The sequence below is a fragment of the Bacteroidota bacterium genome, from assembly GCA_020402865.1.
GTDB lineage: Bacteria > Bacteroidota > Bacteroidia > Palsa-965 > Palsa-965.
Genome location: JADBYT010000002.1, coordinates 254,176 through 270,840 on the forward strand (window position 1 = coordinate 254,176; position 16,665 = coordinate 270,840).

General features: G+C 49.3%; 11 protein-coding genes. 8 read left to right on the forward strand and 3 right to left on the reverse strand.

Annotated elements, in window-relative coordinates; all coding sequences use genetic code 11:
• Nucleotides 1-23: 23 nt before the first annotated feature.
• The 6 genes from sprA (at nt 24) to IM638_02170 (ending at nt 10,399) form a co-directional block, all read left to right on the forward strand.
• The gene (gene sprA, locus IM638_02145; protein MCA6361815.1) at nt 24-7,364 is read left to right on the forward strand and encodes a cell surface protein SprA; all 7,341 of its coding nucleotides are present in this window, start codon (nt 24-26) and stop codon (nt 7,362-7,364) included.
• A gap of 211 nt (nt 7,365-7,575) precedes the next feature.
• Nucleotides 7,576-7,956, forward strand: coding sequence for a glycine cleavage system protein GcvH (gene gcvH / locus IM638_02150; protein MCA6361816.1), 381 nt, complete (start codon nt 7,576-7,578; stop codon nt 7,954-7,956).
• Between the two features lie 8 nt (nt 7,957-7,964).
• Nucleotides 7,965-8,363, forward strand: coding sequence for a VanZ family protein (vanZ, locus tag IM638_02155; protein MCA6361817.1), 399 nt, complete (start codon nt 7,965-7,967; stop codon nt 8,361-8,363).
• Nucleotides 8,364-8,382: 19 nt separating this feature from the next.
• Nucleotides 8,383-8,853: a GNAT family N-acetyltransferase gene (locus tag IM638_02160; GenBank protein MCA6361818.1), complete on the forward strand. Its 471-nt coding sequence runs from the start codon at nt 8,383-8,385 to the stop codon at nt 8,851-8,853.
• An 89-nt stretch (nt 8,854-8,942) separates the two neighbouring features.
• Complete coding sequence (locus tag IM638_02165) at nt 8,943-9,407, forward strand: GNAT family N-acetyltransferase (protein MCA6361819.1); 465 nt, start codon at nt 8,943-8,945, stop codon at nt 9,405-9,407.
• A 5-nt stretch (nt 9,408-9,412) separates the two neighbouring features.
• Nucleotides 9,413-10,399 carry an acyltransferase gene (locus IM638_02170; GenBank protein MCA6361820.1) on the forward strand — a complete coding sequence of 329 codons (987 nt, stop codon included), beginning with the start codon at nt 9,413-9,415 and terminating at the stop codon, nt 10,397-10,399.
• Here IM638_02170 and IM638_02175 read toward each other — a convergent pair.
• The 3 genes from IM638_02175 to deoC all read right to left on the reverse strand — a co-directional run bounded on the left by IM638_02175 (nt 10,389) and on the right by deoC (nt 14,074).
• Nucleotides 10,389-11,441, reverse strand: a complete 1,053-nt coding sequence (locus IM638_02175) for a GNAT family N-acetyltransferase (protein MCA6361821.1) — start codon at nt 11,439-11,441, stop codon at nt 10,389-10,391. The genes IM638_02170 and IM638_02175 overlap by 11 nt on opposite strands.
• Nucleotides 11,442-11,677: 236 nt before the next feature.
• Entirely contained in the window at nt 11,678-13,171 is a 1,494-nt protein-coding gene (locus IM638_02180; protein MCA6361822.1) for an aldehyde dehydrogenase family protein, read from the reverse strand.
• A 3-nt stretch (nt 13,172-13,174) separates the two neighbouring features.
• Nucleotides 13,175-14,074 (reverse strand): deoxyribose-phosphate aldolase, encoded by a 900-nt coding sequence (deoC, locus tag IM638_02185; GenBank protein MCA6361823.1) that lies wholly within the window; start codon nt 14,072-14,074, stop codon nt 13,175-13,177.
• A gap of 170 nt (nt 14,075-14,244) precedes the next feature.
• On the opposite strand from deoC, the gene IM638_02190 reads away from it, so the two are divergent.
• Entirely contained in the window at nt 14,245-15,825 is a 1,581-nt protein-coding gene (locus tag IM638_02190; protein ID MCA6361824.1) for a T9SS type A sorting domain-containing protein, read from the forward strand.
• Between the two features lie 249 nt (nt 15,826-16,074).
• Complete coding sequence (gene cysC, locus IM638_02195; GenBank protein MCA6361825.1) at nt 16,075-16,653, forward strand: adenylyl-sulfate kinase; 579 nt, start codon at nt 16,075-16,077, stop codon at nt 16,651-16,653.
• Nucleotides 16,654-16,665 lie beyond the last annotated feature (12 nt).

The window sequence follows — 16,665 nt, forward strand, 5'->3', positions numbered from 1 at the left end:
CACTCCTGATCCAAACCACAGGCTTGAAACCGACTATAAAATATCTGCTTACCGGATCCGCTGCTGCGGTGATGCTTGCCGCTGTTGTAACTAGCGACAGCGAAGCATATACCAAAGCTTCCCGCTATACCGGCGGTTACCAAATTATGGCGGTTGATACCCCCGCCACCGGCAGCGATTCCGCCACCAGCCCGCATCAGTTTACTGACCAGTCGGGGCTTGACCCGCTGTACTTCAACAACAACGGTACGCTTAAGCTCAACGACCCCGCAAACATACAAACATCTATTACTTTCCTCCCCGGCGATTCGGGCTCCTACCTTGTTGAGCAGAAACTCGGAAACAGGCTCAACTACCGCCCCCCGATGGAGCTTACGCTGGAAGAATACATGTACTACGACATGAAAAAATCGGCGCGCGATTACTGGCGCCAGCGTGTACATGCCGAAAGCCAGAACCAGACACGGGGCGGAAACGGAATCATCCCCCCAATCAAAATCAACAGCGAAGGATTTGACCGCATTTTCGGCGGCGGAACCATTGATATACGCCCGCAGGGCTCTGCCGAACTTATCTTCGGCATAAATGTAAACCGCACCGATAACCCCGCACTGCCCGAACGCCAGCGCCGTGTGGCTACGTTTGATTTCGACGAGAAAATTCAGCTCAACGTAGTAGGTAAAATTGGTGAAAAACTCAAACTCACCACCAACTACAACACCGAATCAACTTTCGATTTCGAAAACCAGATGAAGCTGGAATACACCGGCTTTGAAGACGAAATCATCAAGAAAATTGAAGCAGGTAACGTAAACTTCGGCCTCAATACCACGCTCATTACCGGCAGCCAGTCGCTGTTTGGTATCAAAACACAGCTTCAGTTTGGCCGCCTCACCGTAACCAGCATCGTATCGCAGGAGCGCGGTAAAAAATCAGAAGTAAACGTAACCGGCGGCGCGCAGGTGAGCAACTTCGAAGTAAGCGGCGATAACTACGAAGCCAACCGACACTTCTTCCTCTCGCAGTATTTCTACGATAAATATGACGATGCCTTAGAAACACGCCCGCTTATTAATTCCGGTGTGCAGATTACCCGTATCGAAGTATGGGTAACCAACCGTACCGGCGTGGTTGAAAATACACGCAACCTGGTAACCTTTACTGATCTTGGTGAAGACAACCTTGAACAGGTGGGAACCAGCTTTATTACCGATGCCCCCGGCGAAGTGCCCCGCAACGCCGGTAACGACCTCTACAGCCAGCTTACTTCTACCTACAACCAGCTGCGCAACATCAACGTGCCTTTGCAAACCACGTTTGCTACACTTATCAATAACTTCGGTTTTGCACAGGCTGTAAACTATGAGCGTGTGAACAACGCCCGCCGCCTGCAACCCACAGAGTTTACCTACAACGAACGCCTCGGCTATATCTCGCTCAACCAGGCACTCAATCAGGACGAAGTGCTTGGCGTGGCTTATCAGTACACGCTTAACGGACAAACTTATCAGGTAGGTGAATTTTCTACCGATGGTATTACCGGACAGGATGCCCTTATTGTAAAAATGCTGAAAAGCACCAACAACGTGCCCAAAATCAGCAGCAACAACGGCCAGTTTAAATTCAAACTTTGGGATTTGATGATGAAAAACATCTATTCCATTGGTGCCTATCAGGTAAACCCGCAGGACTTCAATTTGCAGATCTGGTACAACAACCCCTCTACCGGTACCGATATTCCGTTTATTGCCGAAGGACCCATTGACGGGAAGCCGCTGGTGCAGGTGTTTGAACTCGACTTACTCAACCAGCAGCAACAGGCCTCGCCCGACGGGCAGTTCGACTTTATGGATAAAGTCACCATTAACGCAGCAAACGGTCGCGTAATTTTTCCGGTGGTGGACCCCTTTGGTAAGTTTCTGGAAGAGAAACTTGATCCCACAAATACCAATCCGCAAATACGTTTGCAATACAGTTACCAGCAGCTTTACGATTCTACAAAAATTATTGCCCAAACGGCTTTTGCAGGCAAAAACCGTTTCAAAATTAAAGGTTCCTACAAGTCATCATCCAACTCCGACATTTCGCTTAACGCCGTAAACATTCCGCCGGGCTCCGTGCGCGTAACTGCCGGTGGCGCACCGCTTACCGAAAACACGGATTATACGGTTGACTATACGCTTGGGCGCGTAAAAATCATCAACGAGAGTGTGCTCAACTCGGGTGTGCCTATCAAGATTTCGCTCGAAAGCAACTCGTTGTTTAATATTCAAACAAAAACATTGTTTGGTACGCACCTCGATTATCGGGTAAACCGCGATTTCAATGTGGGTGCTACCATAATGAATCTGACCGAACGTCCGGTTACGCAAAAGATCAATATTAACGACGAGCCGATGAGTAACACCATGTGGGGTGTGGATCTGAACTACCGTACAGAGCTACCCATCCTCACCCGCATGATTGACAAGCTGCCGCTGATTGAAACCAAGGCACCATCATCTATTGCCGCACAGGGCGAGTTTGCACAGCTTATTCCCGGCCACAACCGCGCCATTGGTAAAGAAGGTAACTCGTACATCGACGATTTCGAAGGTACACAGTCGGCCATCGACATCCGCGCCCCGCAGGGATGGAGCATTGCTTCGGTGCCGCAGGGGCAGCCGGCGCGTTTCCCCGAAGCCAGCACCACCGATCTGCGCAGCGGCATGAACCGCGCCCTGCTCAACTGGTATGTAATCGACCCGCTTTTCCTGCGGCCCGATAACAACCTTAAGCCGGCTCACCTTACTGTATCCGATCTTTCCAACCACCTTTCCCGCGAGGTGCTTGAAACAGAAATATTCCCCAACCGCCAGCCGCCAAACGGCCAGCCGCTTAACGTGGCCATGTTCGATATGGCGTTTTATCCCGCCGAACGTGGCCCCTACAACTTCGACGTAAACCCGCAACCCGGTTTAACAGCTGGTCTCGCGGCCAATGGTTCGCTGCTCGATCCGGCCTCGCGCTGGGGCGGTATTCAGCGCAGTATCACCACCAACGACTTTCAGGCCGCCAACATCGAATTCATCCAGATCTGGGTGATGGATCCGTACAACGACGATGTGCCTGTGGCCGACCGCAACACCACCGGCGAACTCGTGATCAACCTCGGTAACGTGTCGGAAGATGTGCTCAAAGATTCGCGCAACGCATTCGAAAACGGACTGCCGGTTGACAACAACTTCTCGCTGGTGGACACCACCGTGTGGGGCCTTGTGCCTTCGGTGCAGTCGATTGTGAATGCCTTCGATAACGATCCGGCCAAGCGCGCGCTGCAGGATGTGGGACTTGATGGCTGGGATGATGATAAGGAAGCGCAGTTTTTTGGTGATTACCTCACAGATATTGCTGCGCTGCATGGTCAGGCTTCTCAAGCGTATGCCAATGCCGTAAAAGATCCCGCCGGCGATAACTTCCACTACTACCGTGGTTCCGACTACGATGCTATTTCGCTGGGTGTGCTTGACCGTTACAAAATGTTCAACGGCCTCGATGGCAACTCGCCGCAGGTGGGCGATCCGAACGACGACGGTGTGAGTGAAGATTACCCCACCCAGTCAACCACACTGCCCAACCAGGAAGACATTAACCGCGATAATACGCTCAACGAAACCGAGAGCTATTACGAATACCGCATTAAGCTTACGCCCAACGATATTAATCCGGGAAACATCGGTAACAATTACATTACCGACGTATATCAGACCACGGTAATTACCAAAGACGGCCGTACACGCCCAATTACCTGGTACCAGCTGCGCATTCCCATCCGCAACTACACCACCAAAGTGGGCAACATAGAAGGTTTCAACTCCATCCGCTTTATCCGTATGTATTTCAAAGGCGTGGATAAGCCGGTGGTGTGCCGCTTTGCGCGTCTGGAATTTGTGCGCAGCGACTGGCGTAAATATGAATACTCACTGCTTCGTCCGGGCGAGTATATTATGAACGACCAGAACACCACACAGTTTGATGTGGCTGCGGTGAACATTGAAGAAAACGGAAACCGTGTGCCTGTAAACTATGTGCTGCCTCCCGGTATTGACCGTGAGCAGAACGTAAACAGCAACACACTGGTGCGTTTGAACGAACAGTCGCTTTCGGTGCGCACCTGCAACCTCGAAGACGGCGATTCGCGCGCGGTGTTCCGCACGGTAAACAACATGGATGTGCGCTCCTACAAAAAGCTGCGCATGTTTGTACACGCCGAAGCCAATCCGGGCAGTTCGCAGCCGCTTAACAACGGCGATGTAACGGCATTCATACGCATTGGTGCCGACCAGACGGATAACTACTACGAGTATGAAATTCCGCTTGAAGTAACACCGCCCGGCCGCTACGGCGAAAACGACCAGGCCGAACGCGAAAAAGTATGGCCGCTTTCAAACACCATGGAACTGCCTTTCGAGTTGCTGCAGTATGTAAAACAGCAGCGCAACCTTGAGCAGGCCGCCGGCCGGATTTCCCTCACACAGGAATTCACAGTTACTGATCCGAACAATCCGGCCCGTAAGGTTACTGTAAAAGGCAACCCGAACCTGGCCATGATCCGTGTGTTTGTGTTGGGCGTGCGCAATCCCAAACGCACAAGCGCCACACCTAACGACGATGGAATTCCGAAATGTGCCGAGGTGTGGTTTAACGAATTGCGCCTTACCGATTTCGTGGAAGACGGCGGCTGGGCGGCTACGGCCCGCGTTACTGCCCGTCTGGCCGATTTTGGTGTGGTAAACCTCTCCGGCAACATGGCTACGCCCAACTTCGGAAGTATTGAAAAGAAAGTAAGCGAGCGTTTGCGCGAACAGCAAATGAACTACGATGTTTCGACACAGCTCGAACTCGGACGCTTCTTCCCCGAAAAAGCCGGTATCAGCCTGCCGTTCTTCTGGAACTACGGCGAAACCTACATCACGCCACAGTTTAATCCGCTTGACCCTGACATTCTGCTCAAACCGCTGCTCAGCAATGAATCGCTGCTGAGCGACAGGCAAAAAGATTCGTTAATAGGTGCGGCAGTCGATTATACGCGACGGCGAGGCTATAACTTTACAAATATTCATAAGGAAAGGAGTAAGGGTAAAAAAGGTTCGTACCCGTGGGATATTTCCAATTTCTCGGCCAGTTATGCCTACACCGAAATTTATCGCCACAACGTAAATATCGAGTACAGTTCGGTGCGTAATTATCGCGGACAGTTAACTTATTCCTACACGCCGCAGGTGAAACCGTTTAAGCCGTTTGATAAAGCCGGCTGGGCCAAATCAAAATGGTTTACCCTGATCCGTGAAATCAGTATTTCGCCGCTGCCGTCGAATCTGGCATTTACTACCGACCTCAACCGCTCGTACAGCGAAATAAAAAACCGAAACATCACCGGTTTTGGCGATGTGTTTGTGCCCACCAACTTCAACAAGAATTTTGTGTGGACACGCAACTACAACCTGCGCTGGGATCTGATGAAGAACCTGAAACTCGATTTCACGGCCGATAATCTTGGTCAGGTACTCGAGCCGGTGGGTAAAATAGACACCGACGCCAAGCGCGATTCGCTGATCGACAATATTCGCGGATTCGGCACCACAATGAATTATCACCACCAGACCAACGTAAATTACACCGTACCGATTAATAAGATTCCGGCTTTCGACTGGCTTACGGCTTCTGTACGTTATTCAAGCGGTTACACCTGGCAGCGCGCCCCGCTGGCGGCTGATACGCTGGGTAATGTGGTGGGCAATAACGCACAATGGCAGTACACGGCGCAGGCCAACATGACGTCGCTTTACAATAAAGTGCCTTACTTTAAAAAAGTAAACCAGAAACGCCCCGGAGGAGGACAGGAACGCCCCGCAGGTGGCGGCCCCAACCGTCCGGGAGCTCCGCAGCAGGCCCAGCGCGACAGCACCAAGAAAAAAGATGATCAGTATGTAATTCTCGATTACCTTGCCCGTCTTGTAATGTCAGTGCGCACGGTGTCGCTCAATTATTCTGAAAACAGCACACTGGCACTGCCCGGTTATGCACGCCGCACCCGCATACTGGGTATGGACGAAAACTTTCAGGGACCCACCTGGGGCTTTATCTTCGGACAGCAGGAAGGCTTTGGCCCCGGAAATGCTGATTTCCCGGTGTATGCTTCCAATCAGGGCTGGTTAGTACAAACGCAATCGTTGTTTACACCATTTACACAAGGTAAAACACAAACACTTACCGGCCGTGCACAGCTTGAACCGTTCCCTGATCTGCGCATTGAACTCAACATCTCACGCAACAACACCCGCAACGAGTCGGCTTTCTACCGCTGGACCGGTACGCAATACGAAAAACAGTCGCCGGTTGAAACGGGCAGCTTCAGCATGAGTATTATTACATGGCGCACCGCCTTCACCAAAGACGATCGTACCACCCGCTCCAACGAAGCGTTCCAGCAATTCCTCAACAACCGCGCTGTAATTTCATCGCGTCTGGGGCAGGAAAACCCCAATTCCACCGGCATTCTCAATACCGGCTTTGCCGACGGTTACAGCAAGGCTTCGCAGGATGTGGCTATTCCGGCCTTCCTTGCCGCCTACACCGGCGGCCGCGCCGAATCGCAGTCAACCAGCATGTTCCCCGCTATTCCGCTGCCCAACTGGCGCATCACGTACGACGGACTTACCAAATACAAGAAAATCAAAAAGCACTTCAAAGTCATCACACTTGCGCATACCTATCGCTCCACCTACACGCTGGGCGGTTTCACCACCAACCTCAACTTTGTGGATGCCAACGGCGACGGATTTTCAGATAATATCCGCAACGTGAACTCCGACTTTGAAGCACAGTTTCAGTTCTCAAACGTGCAGATTTCAGAGCAGTTCAGCCCGCTTATTGGTGTGGACATGACCTGGACCAACAGTTTGATTACGCGTGTGGAGTACAAAAAAGACCGCACGCTTAGCCTGAGCCTTGCCAACATGCAGCTTACCGAAGTAAGCGGCCGCGAAATGGTGGTGGGACTTGGTTACCGTTTTGATGAAGTGGAGCTGAAATTCCTCAAGAAAGCGTTTAAAGGGAAAGCGCCCAAGAGCGCCATGAACCTCCGTGCCGATGTGTCGTTCCGTAACAACCAGACCGTAATCCGACGCAGTATTGAGGAGTTTAACCAGCTCACAGCGGGTCAGAACATCCTCTCCATCAAAACCTCCTGCGATTATCAGCTCACGAAGGATCTTCAGATCCGTGCATTCTTCGATCGTGTAATGACCAATCCGCTCATTTCATCATCATTCAAAACGGCGAATACGAACGCTGGTATCAGTTTGCGCTTTACATTGCAATAGCCCTTGTGGCTTCCATAAACTCAGCCACCGGGAGCATTCTACTCCTCCGGTGGCTGAGTTTTTTGTTGGCAGCGCCTGTTCCGGCGACTGAGCCTATCGCCGTGGCTGAGTTTGTTGAAGCCACCGCAATTACATTGTTTTTACAGCCCGTATTATCGCCAATTGCCCAAAACGTGTAAATTTGGGCACATCAAAAAACAATACACCCGACATGAATTTTCCGGACAATCTCAAATACACGAAAGACCACGAGTGGGTTCGTGTGGAAGGCAATGAAGCTGTTATCGGCATTACCGATTTTGCACAGGGCGAACTTGGCGATATCGTTTATGTAGAAATTGAAACGGTAGGCGAAGAGCTGGCTCAGCACGAAATTTTCGGAACCGTGGAAGCTGTGAAAACAGTGTCGGATTTGTTTATGCCGGTGAGCGGAACAGTAGTGGCAATGAACGATGCCATTGAAGCCAACCCGGAGTCGGTAAACAAAGATCCTTACGGCGAAGGCTGGATGATTCGTGTGCAAATGAGCAACCCCGGAGAGGTGGCTGAGCTCATGGATGCTGCTGCATACAAAGCACTCATCGGTCAGTAATTAGCCGCATGAAGTTCAGATACAATTGGCCGGTGCTCGTTTGGGCACTGGTCATTCTTGTTTTATGCGCCATCCCCGGCCGCGATCTGCCGCATTCAGACTGGCTCGAAGCCTTGTCGTTTGATAAATGGGTGCATGCCGGAATTTTCTTTGTACTCGAACTGCTCAGCATTCGTGGCATCGCTTTTTCTGATTCACAGCCATTGCGCAAACTGGCGGTGCTCATTACCGGAGCAGGGGCTGTGGCCTATGGCGGTGCGCTTGAAATTATGCAGGGTGCATTATTCAGCGAACGTACAGCCGATTTGTATGATTTCATTGCCAACTCGGTCGGAGTATTGGCTGGAGCCGCACTGTATGCAAGGCTTTCCACAAAATGGCCACGCATACTTCCCCCGATTCAGTGATGCCCGAAATTTATACTCCATGAAGCTGAATCTTATCCGAACCACCTCTGAGAATGCTGATTTTCGTAAGCTCATTCCACTGCTCGATGCCGATTTGCGGATACGCGATGGTAATGAGCATGCTTTTTTTGCGCAGTACAATAAAATTGATGCAATAAAACATGTGGTGGTCGCCTTTTTCAATGAGGAGCCTGTGGGTTGCGGTGCGTTTAAACCCTTCGAAGCGGGTGTGGTGGAAATAAAACGCATGTATGTGTTGCCCGCACATCGCGGCAGAGGTATAGCAGCAGCTATGCTGCGCGAACTTGAAATGTGGGCAGCAGATGAAGGCAATGAACAGGCCGTACTTGAAACAGGGAAGAAAATGCCCGAAGCGATCGGGCTGTATCAGAAAAGCGGATATGTATTTATCCCAAACTTCGGCCAGTATGCGGGTGTGGAAAGTTGCGTGTGCATGGGTAAACAGTTCAACTCCGCGATAAATCAGTAAGCGTGAAAGCAGATTGGCAGTATATTGTTATTCGGGTGTCTGAATTAGACGGATACCTTAACGTATATTCGCATACAGCGTAATAAGGTATGAATCCAACTCAATACGTATGGCAATGCAAAACGTTCAGTACACTTCCTGTGGCAGAGCTTTACAAGCTGCTTCAGTTGCGTGCTGCAGTATTTGTAGTGGAACAGAACTGTCCCTATCTCGATCCTGATGATAAGGATATATTTGCGCTGCATGTGCTGTGCAGTAAAGGAAATGAGCTGCTGGCCTGCGCACGAATTCTTCCCGGCGGAGTTTCATACGATGAAGTTTCCATTGGACGTGTAGCCACTGCGACATCTGCCCGTAAAACCGGTCTTGGTAAACAGCTCATGCAGTTTACCTTGCAACAAATCGTACACACATTTGGCAATGTTCCGGTGCGTATTTCAGCGCAATGCTACCTGGAGAAATTTTACAATGAGTTTGGTTTTGTCCGCGCAGGGGAAGATTATCTCGAAGATGATATTCCGCACGTGGAAATGCTCCTTACCCCTAAACCCTGATTTATATGCTGAAGGAAATGCCCCAGATTAATTTATTGCGCGGAATAGCTGCGCTGATGGTGGCCGTGTATCATTTCTTTTTTTTCAGTAATCAGGAAGGAAATTTGTTTCAGGATGGCGGAACGATAAGAAACACGGCCTCTTTCGGTGCTACCGGCGTTTATCTTTTTTTTGTGATATCAGGCTTTGTCATTCCATGGTCGATGTATCATGGTAATTACCGGCTATCGAAGTTTTTCAGGTTCATGGGCAAACGTCTGCTTCGTCTTGAGCCGCCTTACCTCGTATCAATAATGTTGATACTTGCTTTTGGCTTATTCATGTCGAAAGTTGTTTGGGGATGTGAGTGGTCGCTCAATGTGCCGCAGTTGCTGCTTCATGTGGGTTATCTTATTCCGTTTACAGGAGGGAAGTATGAATGGATAAATATTATTTACTGGACACTGGCCATTGAGTTTACCTATTATCTCGTTCTCTCTTTATTATTCCCTTTATTGAATCATAGCAACCGTATTGCCCGTTATTCGGTATTGCTGCTATTTCTGGCGGGGCCGCTAATTTTAAACGACAAAGCTTTTCTGCCGGTTTTTACGCCAATATTTCTATTGGGTTTTCTGCTTTTTCAGCATCTTACCAATCGTATGAACCGTTGGGAAATGCTGGGCTGGGCAATGGCCGCATTTGCGGTTATTGCATTTTACCACAAGCCCGATGTGGTTGTGGCATCTGCAATAGGTTTCTTTGGTATCTGGCTGTTACGTTCAGATACGCGTATAGGAAACGGACTGGGTGCCATTTCCTATTCTCTTTATCTCATACATGGATTAACCGGCAACAACTATCTGAGTTTTGTAGCATCGCCTAATGATAGTTTGATGATGAAACTTGTACATGTGGCAGTGGCACTTGTGTTTTCGCTGGTAAGCGCCACCATATTCTGGTACGTGGTTGAGCGGACATCAAAAAAATGGGCGCAAAAAATTAAACTGTAATAGCTTGCAGGCTGATTACATATTTCAGCAATTCGTCCGTTTCTTCTGTTTCTGACCCGGTGTAGTGCATGCCGCATTTTTCGAGAATGCGTATGGATGCCGGATTGCTGCGGTAAGCAAAGCCATGTATTTCATCCAAACCAAGCTGCTCTTTCCCGAATTTCATTGACGCAATTGCAGCTTCAGACGCAAGTCCTTTCCCCCAGAATCGCTGAAACAGCCGGTAGCCGAGATCCACACAGTTGCGCGGTTCGTAAAATTTCAGACCGCACCAGCCAATGCATTCATCCGTATCGCGGAGTGTGGCCATCCAGCGGGCATAGCCGTATTTTGTATAGTTTTCGCCGTATGCTGCATAGAAATCGCGGCATACGTTTACTGATGCAAAGGCCGTGTTACCTGTCCAGCGCACCACATCAGGGTCCGTATTCAGCGCAAAGTTTACGCCTGTATCGCTTGCGGTGATCTCTCTGAAATCAAGTCGGGAAGAGCGGAAGAGCACCGGCGTTTGCATATTGGCACCCGGGCGGATGAATTCGTATTCTGCAATTTCGAGTCCGGGTGCGTGCATCCACGTTTTCACAAGGCGGCCGTTTAGTTTTTCAAACACGCGTATAGAGGCCGGGTTTTGTGTTTGCGCCCAGCCCACAAGCCGTTTGTGGCCAAGCGTATGAAAACCGTGCAGCAGCATTACTTCGCTTGCTTCAGTGGCATAGCCTTTGCCCCAATGCGCAGGATGAAAGCGATAGCCCAGATCCACATGTCTGTGTTCGGGCCGCAGTTTCAAACCGCACCAGCCAATAACCTCACCGCTGTCTTTCAGCTCCGCCACATAGCGGCCCATGCCTGTGGCTTCGTATTGTTCGCGTTGCTGTTTATTAATCCACAATTCGGCCTGCGCAATATTTTGCCACGGCACATCATGCACGTAGCGAGTTACTTCTTCATGGCGGTTTAGTTCCAGCAACGCCGCTGCATCACGCAATTCAGCAGGTCGAAGCAAAAGATGCTCGGTGGAAATGGGGAAGAGGAGAGGTTTCATAAGAAAATAAAGAGAATTATTACACAGTAATTTCGACAAACCGAACCATCGCGACAGGCTTTCAACAAGCGGTGGTTTCGGCAGGCTCAACCATCGCAACAAACATTTCTTCCGGTGCCTGAGCTTGCCGGAACTATCGAAAAAAATACCCTTGTCGTTTCGTGCAGCCCCAGCACATTGCCTTATCTCAAAAGCACCTCCGCCATTGTCATTTCGAGTAAGCCCGGAAATGACAATTACTTCAAATTCACATACGGCAACAGCCCGTGCAGCCCGCCTTCGCGGCCGAAACCGCTTTCCTTGTACCCGCCGAAAGGCGAAGTAGGATCGAATTTGTTGAATGTATTGGCCCACACCACACCGGCGCGCATTTTTGAAGTGAGGTTGAAAATCTTCGAGCCTTTATCTGTCCACACACCGGCCGATAAGCCATAGGGTGTGTTGTTGGCTTTTTCAATTACTTCCTCTACCGTGCGGAATGTTTGAATGGCCAGTACCGGGCCAAAAATTTCTTCCTGCACAATGCGGTGTGATTGTGAGGCTTCGAGGAAAATGGTGGGTCGGCAGAAAAAGCCTTTGGCCGGTATGCTGCACGAAGGCTGATGAATGGTTGCACCTTCATCCACACCAATTTTCAGGTACTCGTTTATTTTCATCAGCTGCTCTTTTGAGTTGATGGCGCCGATGTCGGTATTCTTATCCAGCGGATCGCCCACGATGAGCGTTTCCATACGGTCTTTGAGTTTGCGGATAACCGTGTTGGCCACGCCTTCCTGCACAAACAGGCGCGAACCGGCGCAACACACATGCCCCTGATTGAAGAAAATGCCATTGATAATTCCTTCTACGGCCTGATCAATAGCGGCATCTTCGAAAATAATATTGGCCGCTTTTCCGCCAAGTTCAAGCGTTACTTTTTTGCCGGTGCCGGCTACGGCGCGTTGAATAATTTTGCCTACTTCGGTTGAACCGGTGAACGCAATTTTGTCAACACCGGGATGATTCACCAGTGCGGCACCTGCTTTTCCATCGCCGGTTACAATGTTTACTACGCCCGGAGGCAAACCTGCATCGCGTATAATTTCGGCCAGCTTAAGGGCGGTAAGCGGTGTGGTTTCGGCGGGCTTAAGTACCACCGTATTGCCGCAGGCCAGCGCCGGTGCAATTTTCCACGCAGCCATGAGCAGCGGAAAATTCCACGGAATAATTTGTCCGGCCACACCCACCGGCGATACATTGCGGTTGGGAAATGCATATTCAAGTTTATCGGCCCAGCCGGCATAGTAGAAGAAATGTGCAGCAGCCAGCGGCACATCCACATCGCGCGATTCGCGGATTGGTTTACCGCCGTCCATGCTTTCAATCACGGCAAGTTCACGGGCACGTTCCTGTATAATGCGTGCAATGCGGTAGAGATATTTACCCCGCTCGCTGCCCGGCATTTTCTTCCATACTTTTTCGTATGCGTTGCGGGCAGCCTTCACAGCCGCATCAATATCTTTTTCATCGCCAAGCGCCACTTCCGAAAGTTGTTTTTCGGTTGACGGGCTTATCGTGGCAAAGTATTTTCCCGACGATGGTTTTACAAATGCACCATTGATGAAATGCTGATAGCGCGGCTCAATGCGGGCATGGTCGGTGCTTTCGGGCGCAGCCACGTAATCCCAGCCTTTTCCGAAATCAAGCGCAGCTTTGGCAGCGGCATCTTTGCTTTTGGTCTTTGTGCTCATAACTTAATCTTTCGAAAAATAATCACCACTTTGATACATGCCGCTGCTTTCTTTGGCAAGCTGCATCAGAATATCGTTTGCCAGACTGCTGGCACCAAACCGGAACCACTGGTTGCTCAGCCAGGCATTGCCAAGCGTTTCGCGCACCATTACCAGATATTGCAACGCACCTTTTGCGGTTGAAATGCCGCCGGCGGGTTTCATGCCTACCATGATGCCGGTTTCGTAATAGTAATCGCGGATGGCTTCGAGCATGGTAAGCGTAACCGGCTGTGTGGCCGCCGGCTGTATTTTGCCGGTCGATGTTTTGATGAAATCGGCACCGGCGCGCATGGCAATATCACTTGCGCGGCGCACATTGTCGAGCGTGGAGAGCTCGCCGGTTTCGAGAATTACTTTCAGGCGTGCATTGCCGCAGGCTTCCTTCACGGCAGCAATTTCATCAAACACATAGCCGTATTCGCCCGCCAGAAAATGCCCGCGCGAAATAACCATATCCACTTCATCGGCGCCGTTTTCCACAGCAAAACGCGTGTCGGCAATCTTCACATCGCGTGTCGATTGCCCTGCGGGAAATGCGGTGGCTACAGAGGCCACTTTTACGCCGCTGTTGCCCAGTGCTTTTTTGGCCGTTTTTACAAACGTAGGAAACACGCACACTGCCGCCACGGTGGGCAGGCCGGGAAGCGCATCGTGCGGGTGCTGTGCTTTATAGCACATCTGCCGCACTTTACCTGCCGTGTCGCGCCCTTCCAGCGTGGTAAGGTCTATCATGTTAAGCGCCAGCTTGAGTCCGGCTACTTTCGCTTCTTTTTTTATGCTGCGCGAATTGAGACGAGCCACGCGCTCTTCCATGCCCGTCTGGTCAACAGGCGGTGTGTGTGAAAAATCAATACCGGTCATTGAAAAGGAATGTGTTTCAAATGTAAGAAAAAGCCGCAAGGCCGCCAAGCTACTGTTTCTGGTATTTCTGCCACAGATGAGTTAAATTAGCATAGATAAATAGTGAAAATACAGATACCGTGTGCTTTACTTTCAGCAATTTATCTAACTTGTTTTTTTATCGTCTCCCAATGAGATATTTCTTACTCACATCATTCGCAATTGCAATTCAGCTCACAGCGGTTTGTCAGCCCCTTCAATTTCGTACCGGAGGCGGAAATCTCAATAATGGTTTATTCAATTCAACCAATATTCAATACATCTCTATTTTAGAAAATTCAGGTGCTAAAATGACCCGTGTAAACCTGTATCCCTATGATTATTGGGATTTTGTAAATAATGTACCTGAAACAAATTATGCCGATTCATTGCTGTTATATCTTGCGAGCAAAAATATACGTGTAGTTCTGCTTTTTGAACACTATGTCTATTTTGTTTCATTAGGCCAGCCCTTAGGAACCTATTCAAAATGGCAGCAAATCGGTTCTGCATTTGCCAATCGCTATAAACCGGGGAGTGCATTTTTTACTTCAAACGGTTATCCCAATTACGGTATCGAGTATTACACAGCAATCAACGAACCGGATATCGGGCTATATATGCCCAAAACCATTGCCGACGGCCCCGAAAACTATCACGACGCACTTGAAGGATTGGCAGATGGAGTTCATAGCGTTGACAGTTCGTTGAAAGTTATTCCGGGAGGTTTTGCCAGTGAAAACTCAGCCGGAAGTCATACGCTGAATGGTTTTGGAACAGCTATTGCCGATCTTTTCAATAACGGGAAGTTATACGGAATAGATCTTCATACTTACAACGACGTGAGCTATGCGCCAATTTTGAAATGGGATAATACCAACCATGTTGAATTCATGGCATTTCATGATTTTACACAGGTTAAAGCAAGTTGCGGCATTACAGCCAATATTAAGTTTTGTGCTACCGAATTCAGCTTCAAAGAAAATACACAAGGAATAAATGATACGCTGGCAGCTAAAAGACTGCTAACCTGTATTTGGGGAAATCTTGGGGCAGTGTTGAATGATAGCGTGTCGAGCGCTACTGAGTATGCGCTCACCTGGAATTTGTATAATACATTGACTGTGGATCCGGTTTACGGTATGTGTATTACACAAACACCCTATCAACCCACATTGAAAGGGAAGACCTTTAAGCTGGTGATGGATTTATCGAAAGACATGGATTTTACTCATCTTGATCCATTCAATCGCGGCGAATATATTTTGCAGGACACCATAAAAAAAATGTGGGTTTTCCAAAACTACAATATGCTGAGTTCTATTTATGGCTCAACCTACACGATCAGTCAAATTCCTGCTTCAACGGCATATCTTCAGGTGTACGACTGGAGCGGTTTGCGCGCTACGATTCCTAATTTGAACTACAGTAGCTACACATTCACAAATCTTAATGTAAACGAAACTTACATGTTTGTAGCCACATCTGATTTGACAGCAGGATCTTTTGAGCCCTCAAACTCAATACAGCCTCAGGTATATCCCAATCCTTTCGAACAGTTTACAACAATTAATCCGGCTGGCCTAAGCTATAAAGTGTATGATGCCGGATGCAGGCTTGTTGCTTCGGGAACTCCATCTGAAAATAACGTGATAATTGGCTACGACTTTCTTCCCGGAGTATATTTTATCCGATTTGAGAATGGAATAGTTCAGAAATTGATTAAATACTAGGACTCACTCAAAATTGTTTTTAGCGATTTTTCCAAGTATTTTTCGCTATGGCGATCATCTTTTCGCAGGGCATAGTTGGCCCAACAGAATTGTTGGGTGGGCAAGAAAAGAAGAGAAGCCAGAGCGAAAAAGACGCAGCGAAAAATTCGGAAGTGTAATTTTGCGATGAGTTCTAACATTCCACTCAAAATTTGATCGTAACCAGTTTCCCCGATATTTACTGCGAACACTTACATTTGCTTTTCGCAAATGTTTACACCCGCACACCGACACCAGCGTGAGCAACTGCTCAACCAACGTTCCTGCGTAATCTGGCTTACCGGACTTTCTGGTGCCGGAAAAACTACGCTGGCCACCGCACTAAGCAAGCATCTGCATCAAAGCGGAAAACTTTGCACCGTGCTCGACGGCGATGCTCTGCGCGATGGTCTCAACAAAGGCCTCGGATTTTCTGATGCCGACCGCACCGAAAACATTCGCCGCGCTGCCGAAACTGCACGCATCCTGCTCCACACAGGCATCATCACCATTTGCAGTTTCATCAGCCCTACGCACGAAATACGTGCAATGGCAAAAAGTATTATCGGCGAAAACGATTTCATCGAAGTGTTTGTCAATTCATCACTTGCCAGCTGCGAGCAGCGCGATGTAAAAGGCCTTTATGCCAAAGCCCGCCGTGGGGAGATTCCGGCTTTCACAGGCATTACATCACCGTTTGAAGTGCCGCTTCAACCTGCCGTTGAGTTGCGCACCGATCAGCAAACCGAAGCCGAAAGTCTTGCGCAACTGCTGCATTACATTGCCCCGCACATTGAACACGCCTTGTAGTCTTGCCCCGCG

What these genes read in the sequence shown, in the direction of transcription:
- IM638_02170 (MCA6361820.1), top strand. Translation starts at nt 9,413, where the DNA reads ATGCTGAAGGAAATGCCCCAGATTAATTTATTGCGCGGAATAGCTGCG.
- IM638_02160 (MCA6361818.1), top strand. Translation starts at nt 8,383, where the DNA reads ATGAAGCTGAATCTTATCCGAACCACCTCTGAGAATGCTGATTTTCGT.
- gcvH (MCA6361816.1), top strand. Translation starts at nt 7,576, where the DNA reads ATGAATTTTCCGGACAATCTCAAATACACGAAAGACCACGAGTGGGTT.
- IM638_02165 (MCA6361819.1), top strand. Translation starts at nt 8,943, where the DNA reads ATGAATCCAACTCAATACGTATGGCAATGCAAAACGTTCAGTACACTT.
- IM638_02180 (MCA6361822.1), bottom strand. Translation starts at nt 13,171, where the DNA reads ATGAGCACAAAGACCAAAAGCAAAGATGCCGCTGCCAAAGCTGCGCTT.
- deoC (MCA6361823.1), bottom strand. Translation starts at nt 14,074, where the DNA reads ATGACCGGTATTGATTTTTCACACACACCGCCTGTTGACCAGACGGGC.
- cysC (MCA6361825.1), top strand. Translation starts at nt 16,075, where the DNA reads ATGTTTACACCCGCACACCGACACCAGCGTGAGCAACTGCTCAACCAA.
- IM638_02175 (MCA6361821.1), bottom strand. Translation starts at nt 11,441, where the DNA reads ATGAAACCTCTCCTCTTCCCCATTTCCACCGAGCATCTTTTGCTTCGA.
- IM638_02190 (MCA6361824.1), top strand. Translation starts at nt 14,245, where the DNA reads ATGAGATATTTCTTACTCACATCATTCGCAATTGCAATTCAGCTCACA.
- vanZ (MCA6361817.1), top strand. Translation starts at nt 7,965, where the DNA reads ATGAAGTTCAGATACAATTGGCCGGTGCTCGTTTGGGCACTGGTCATT.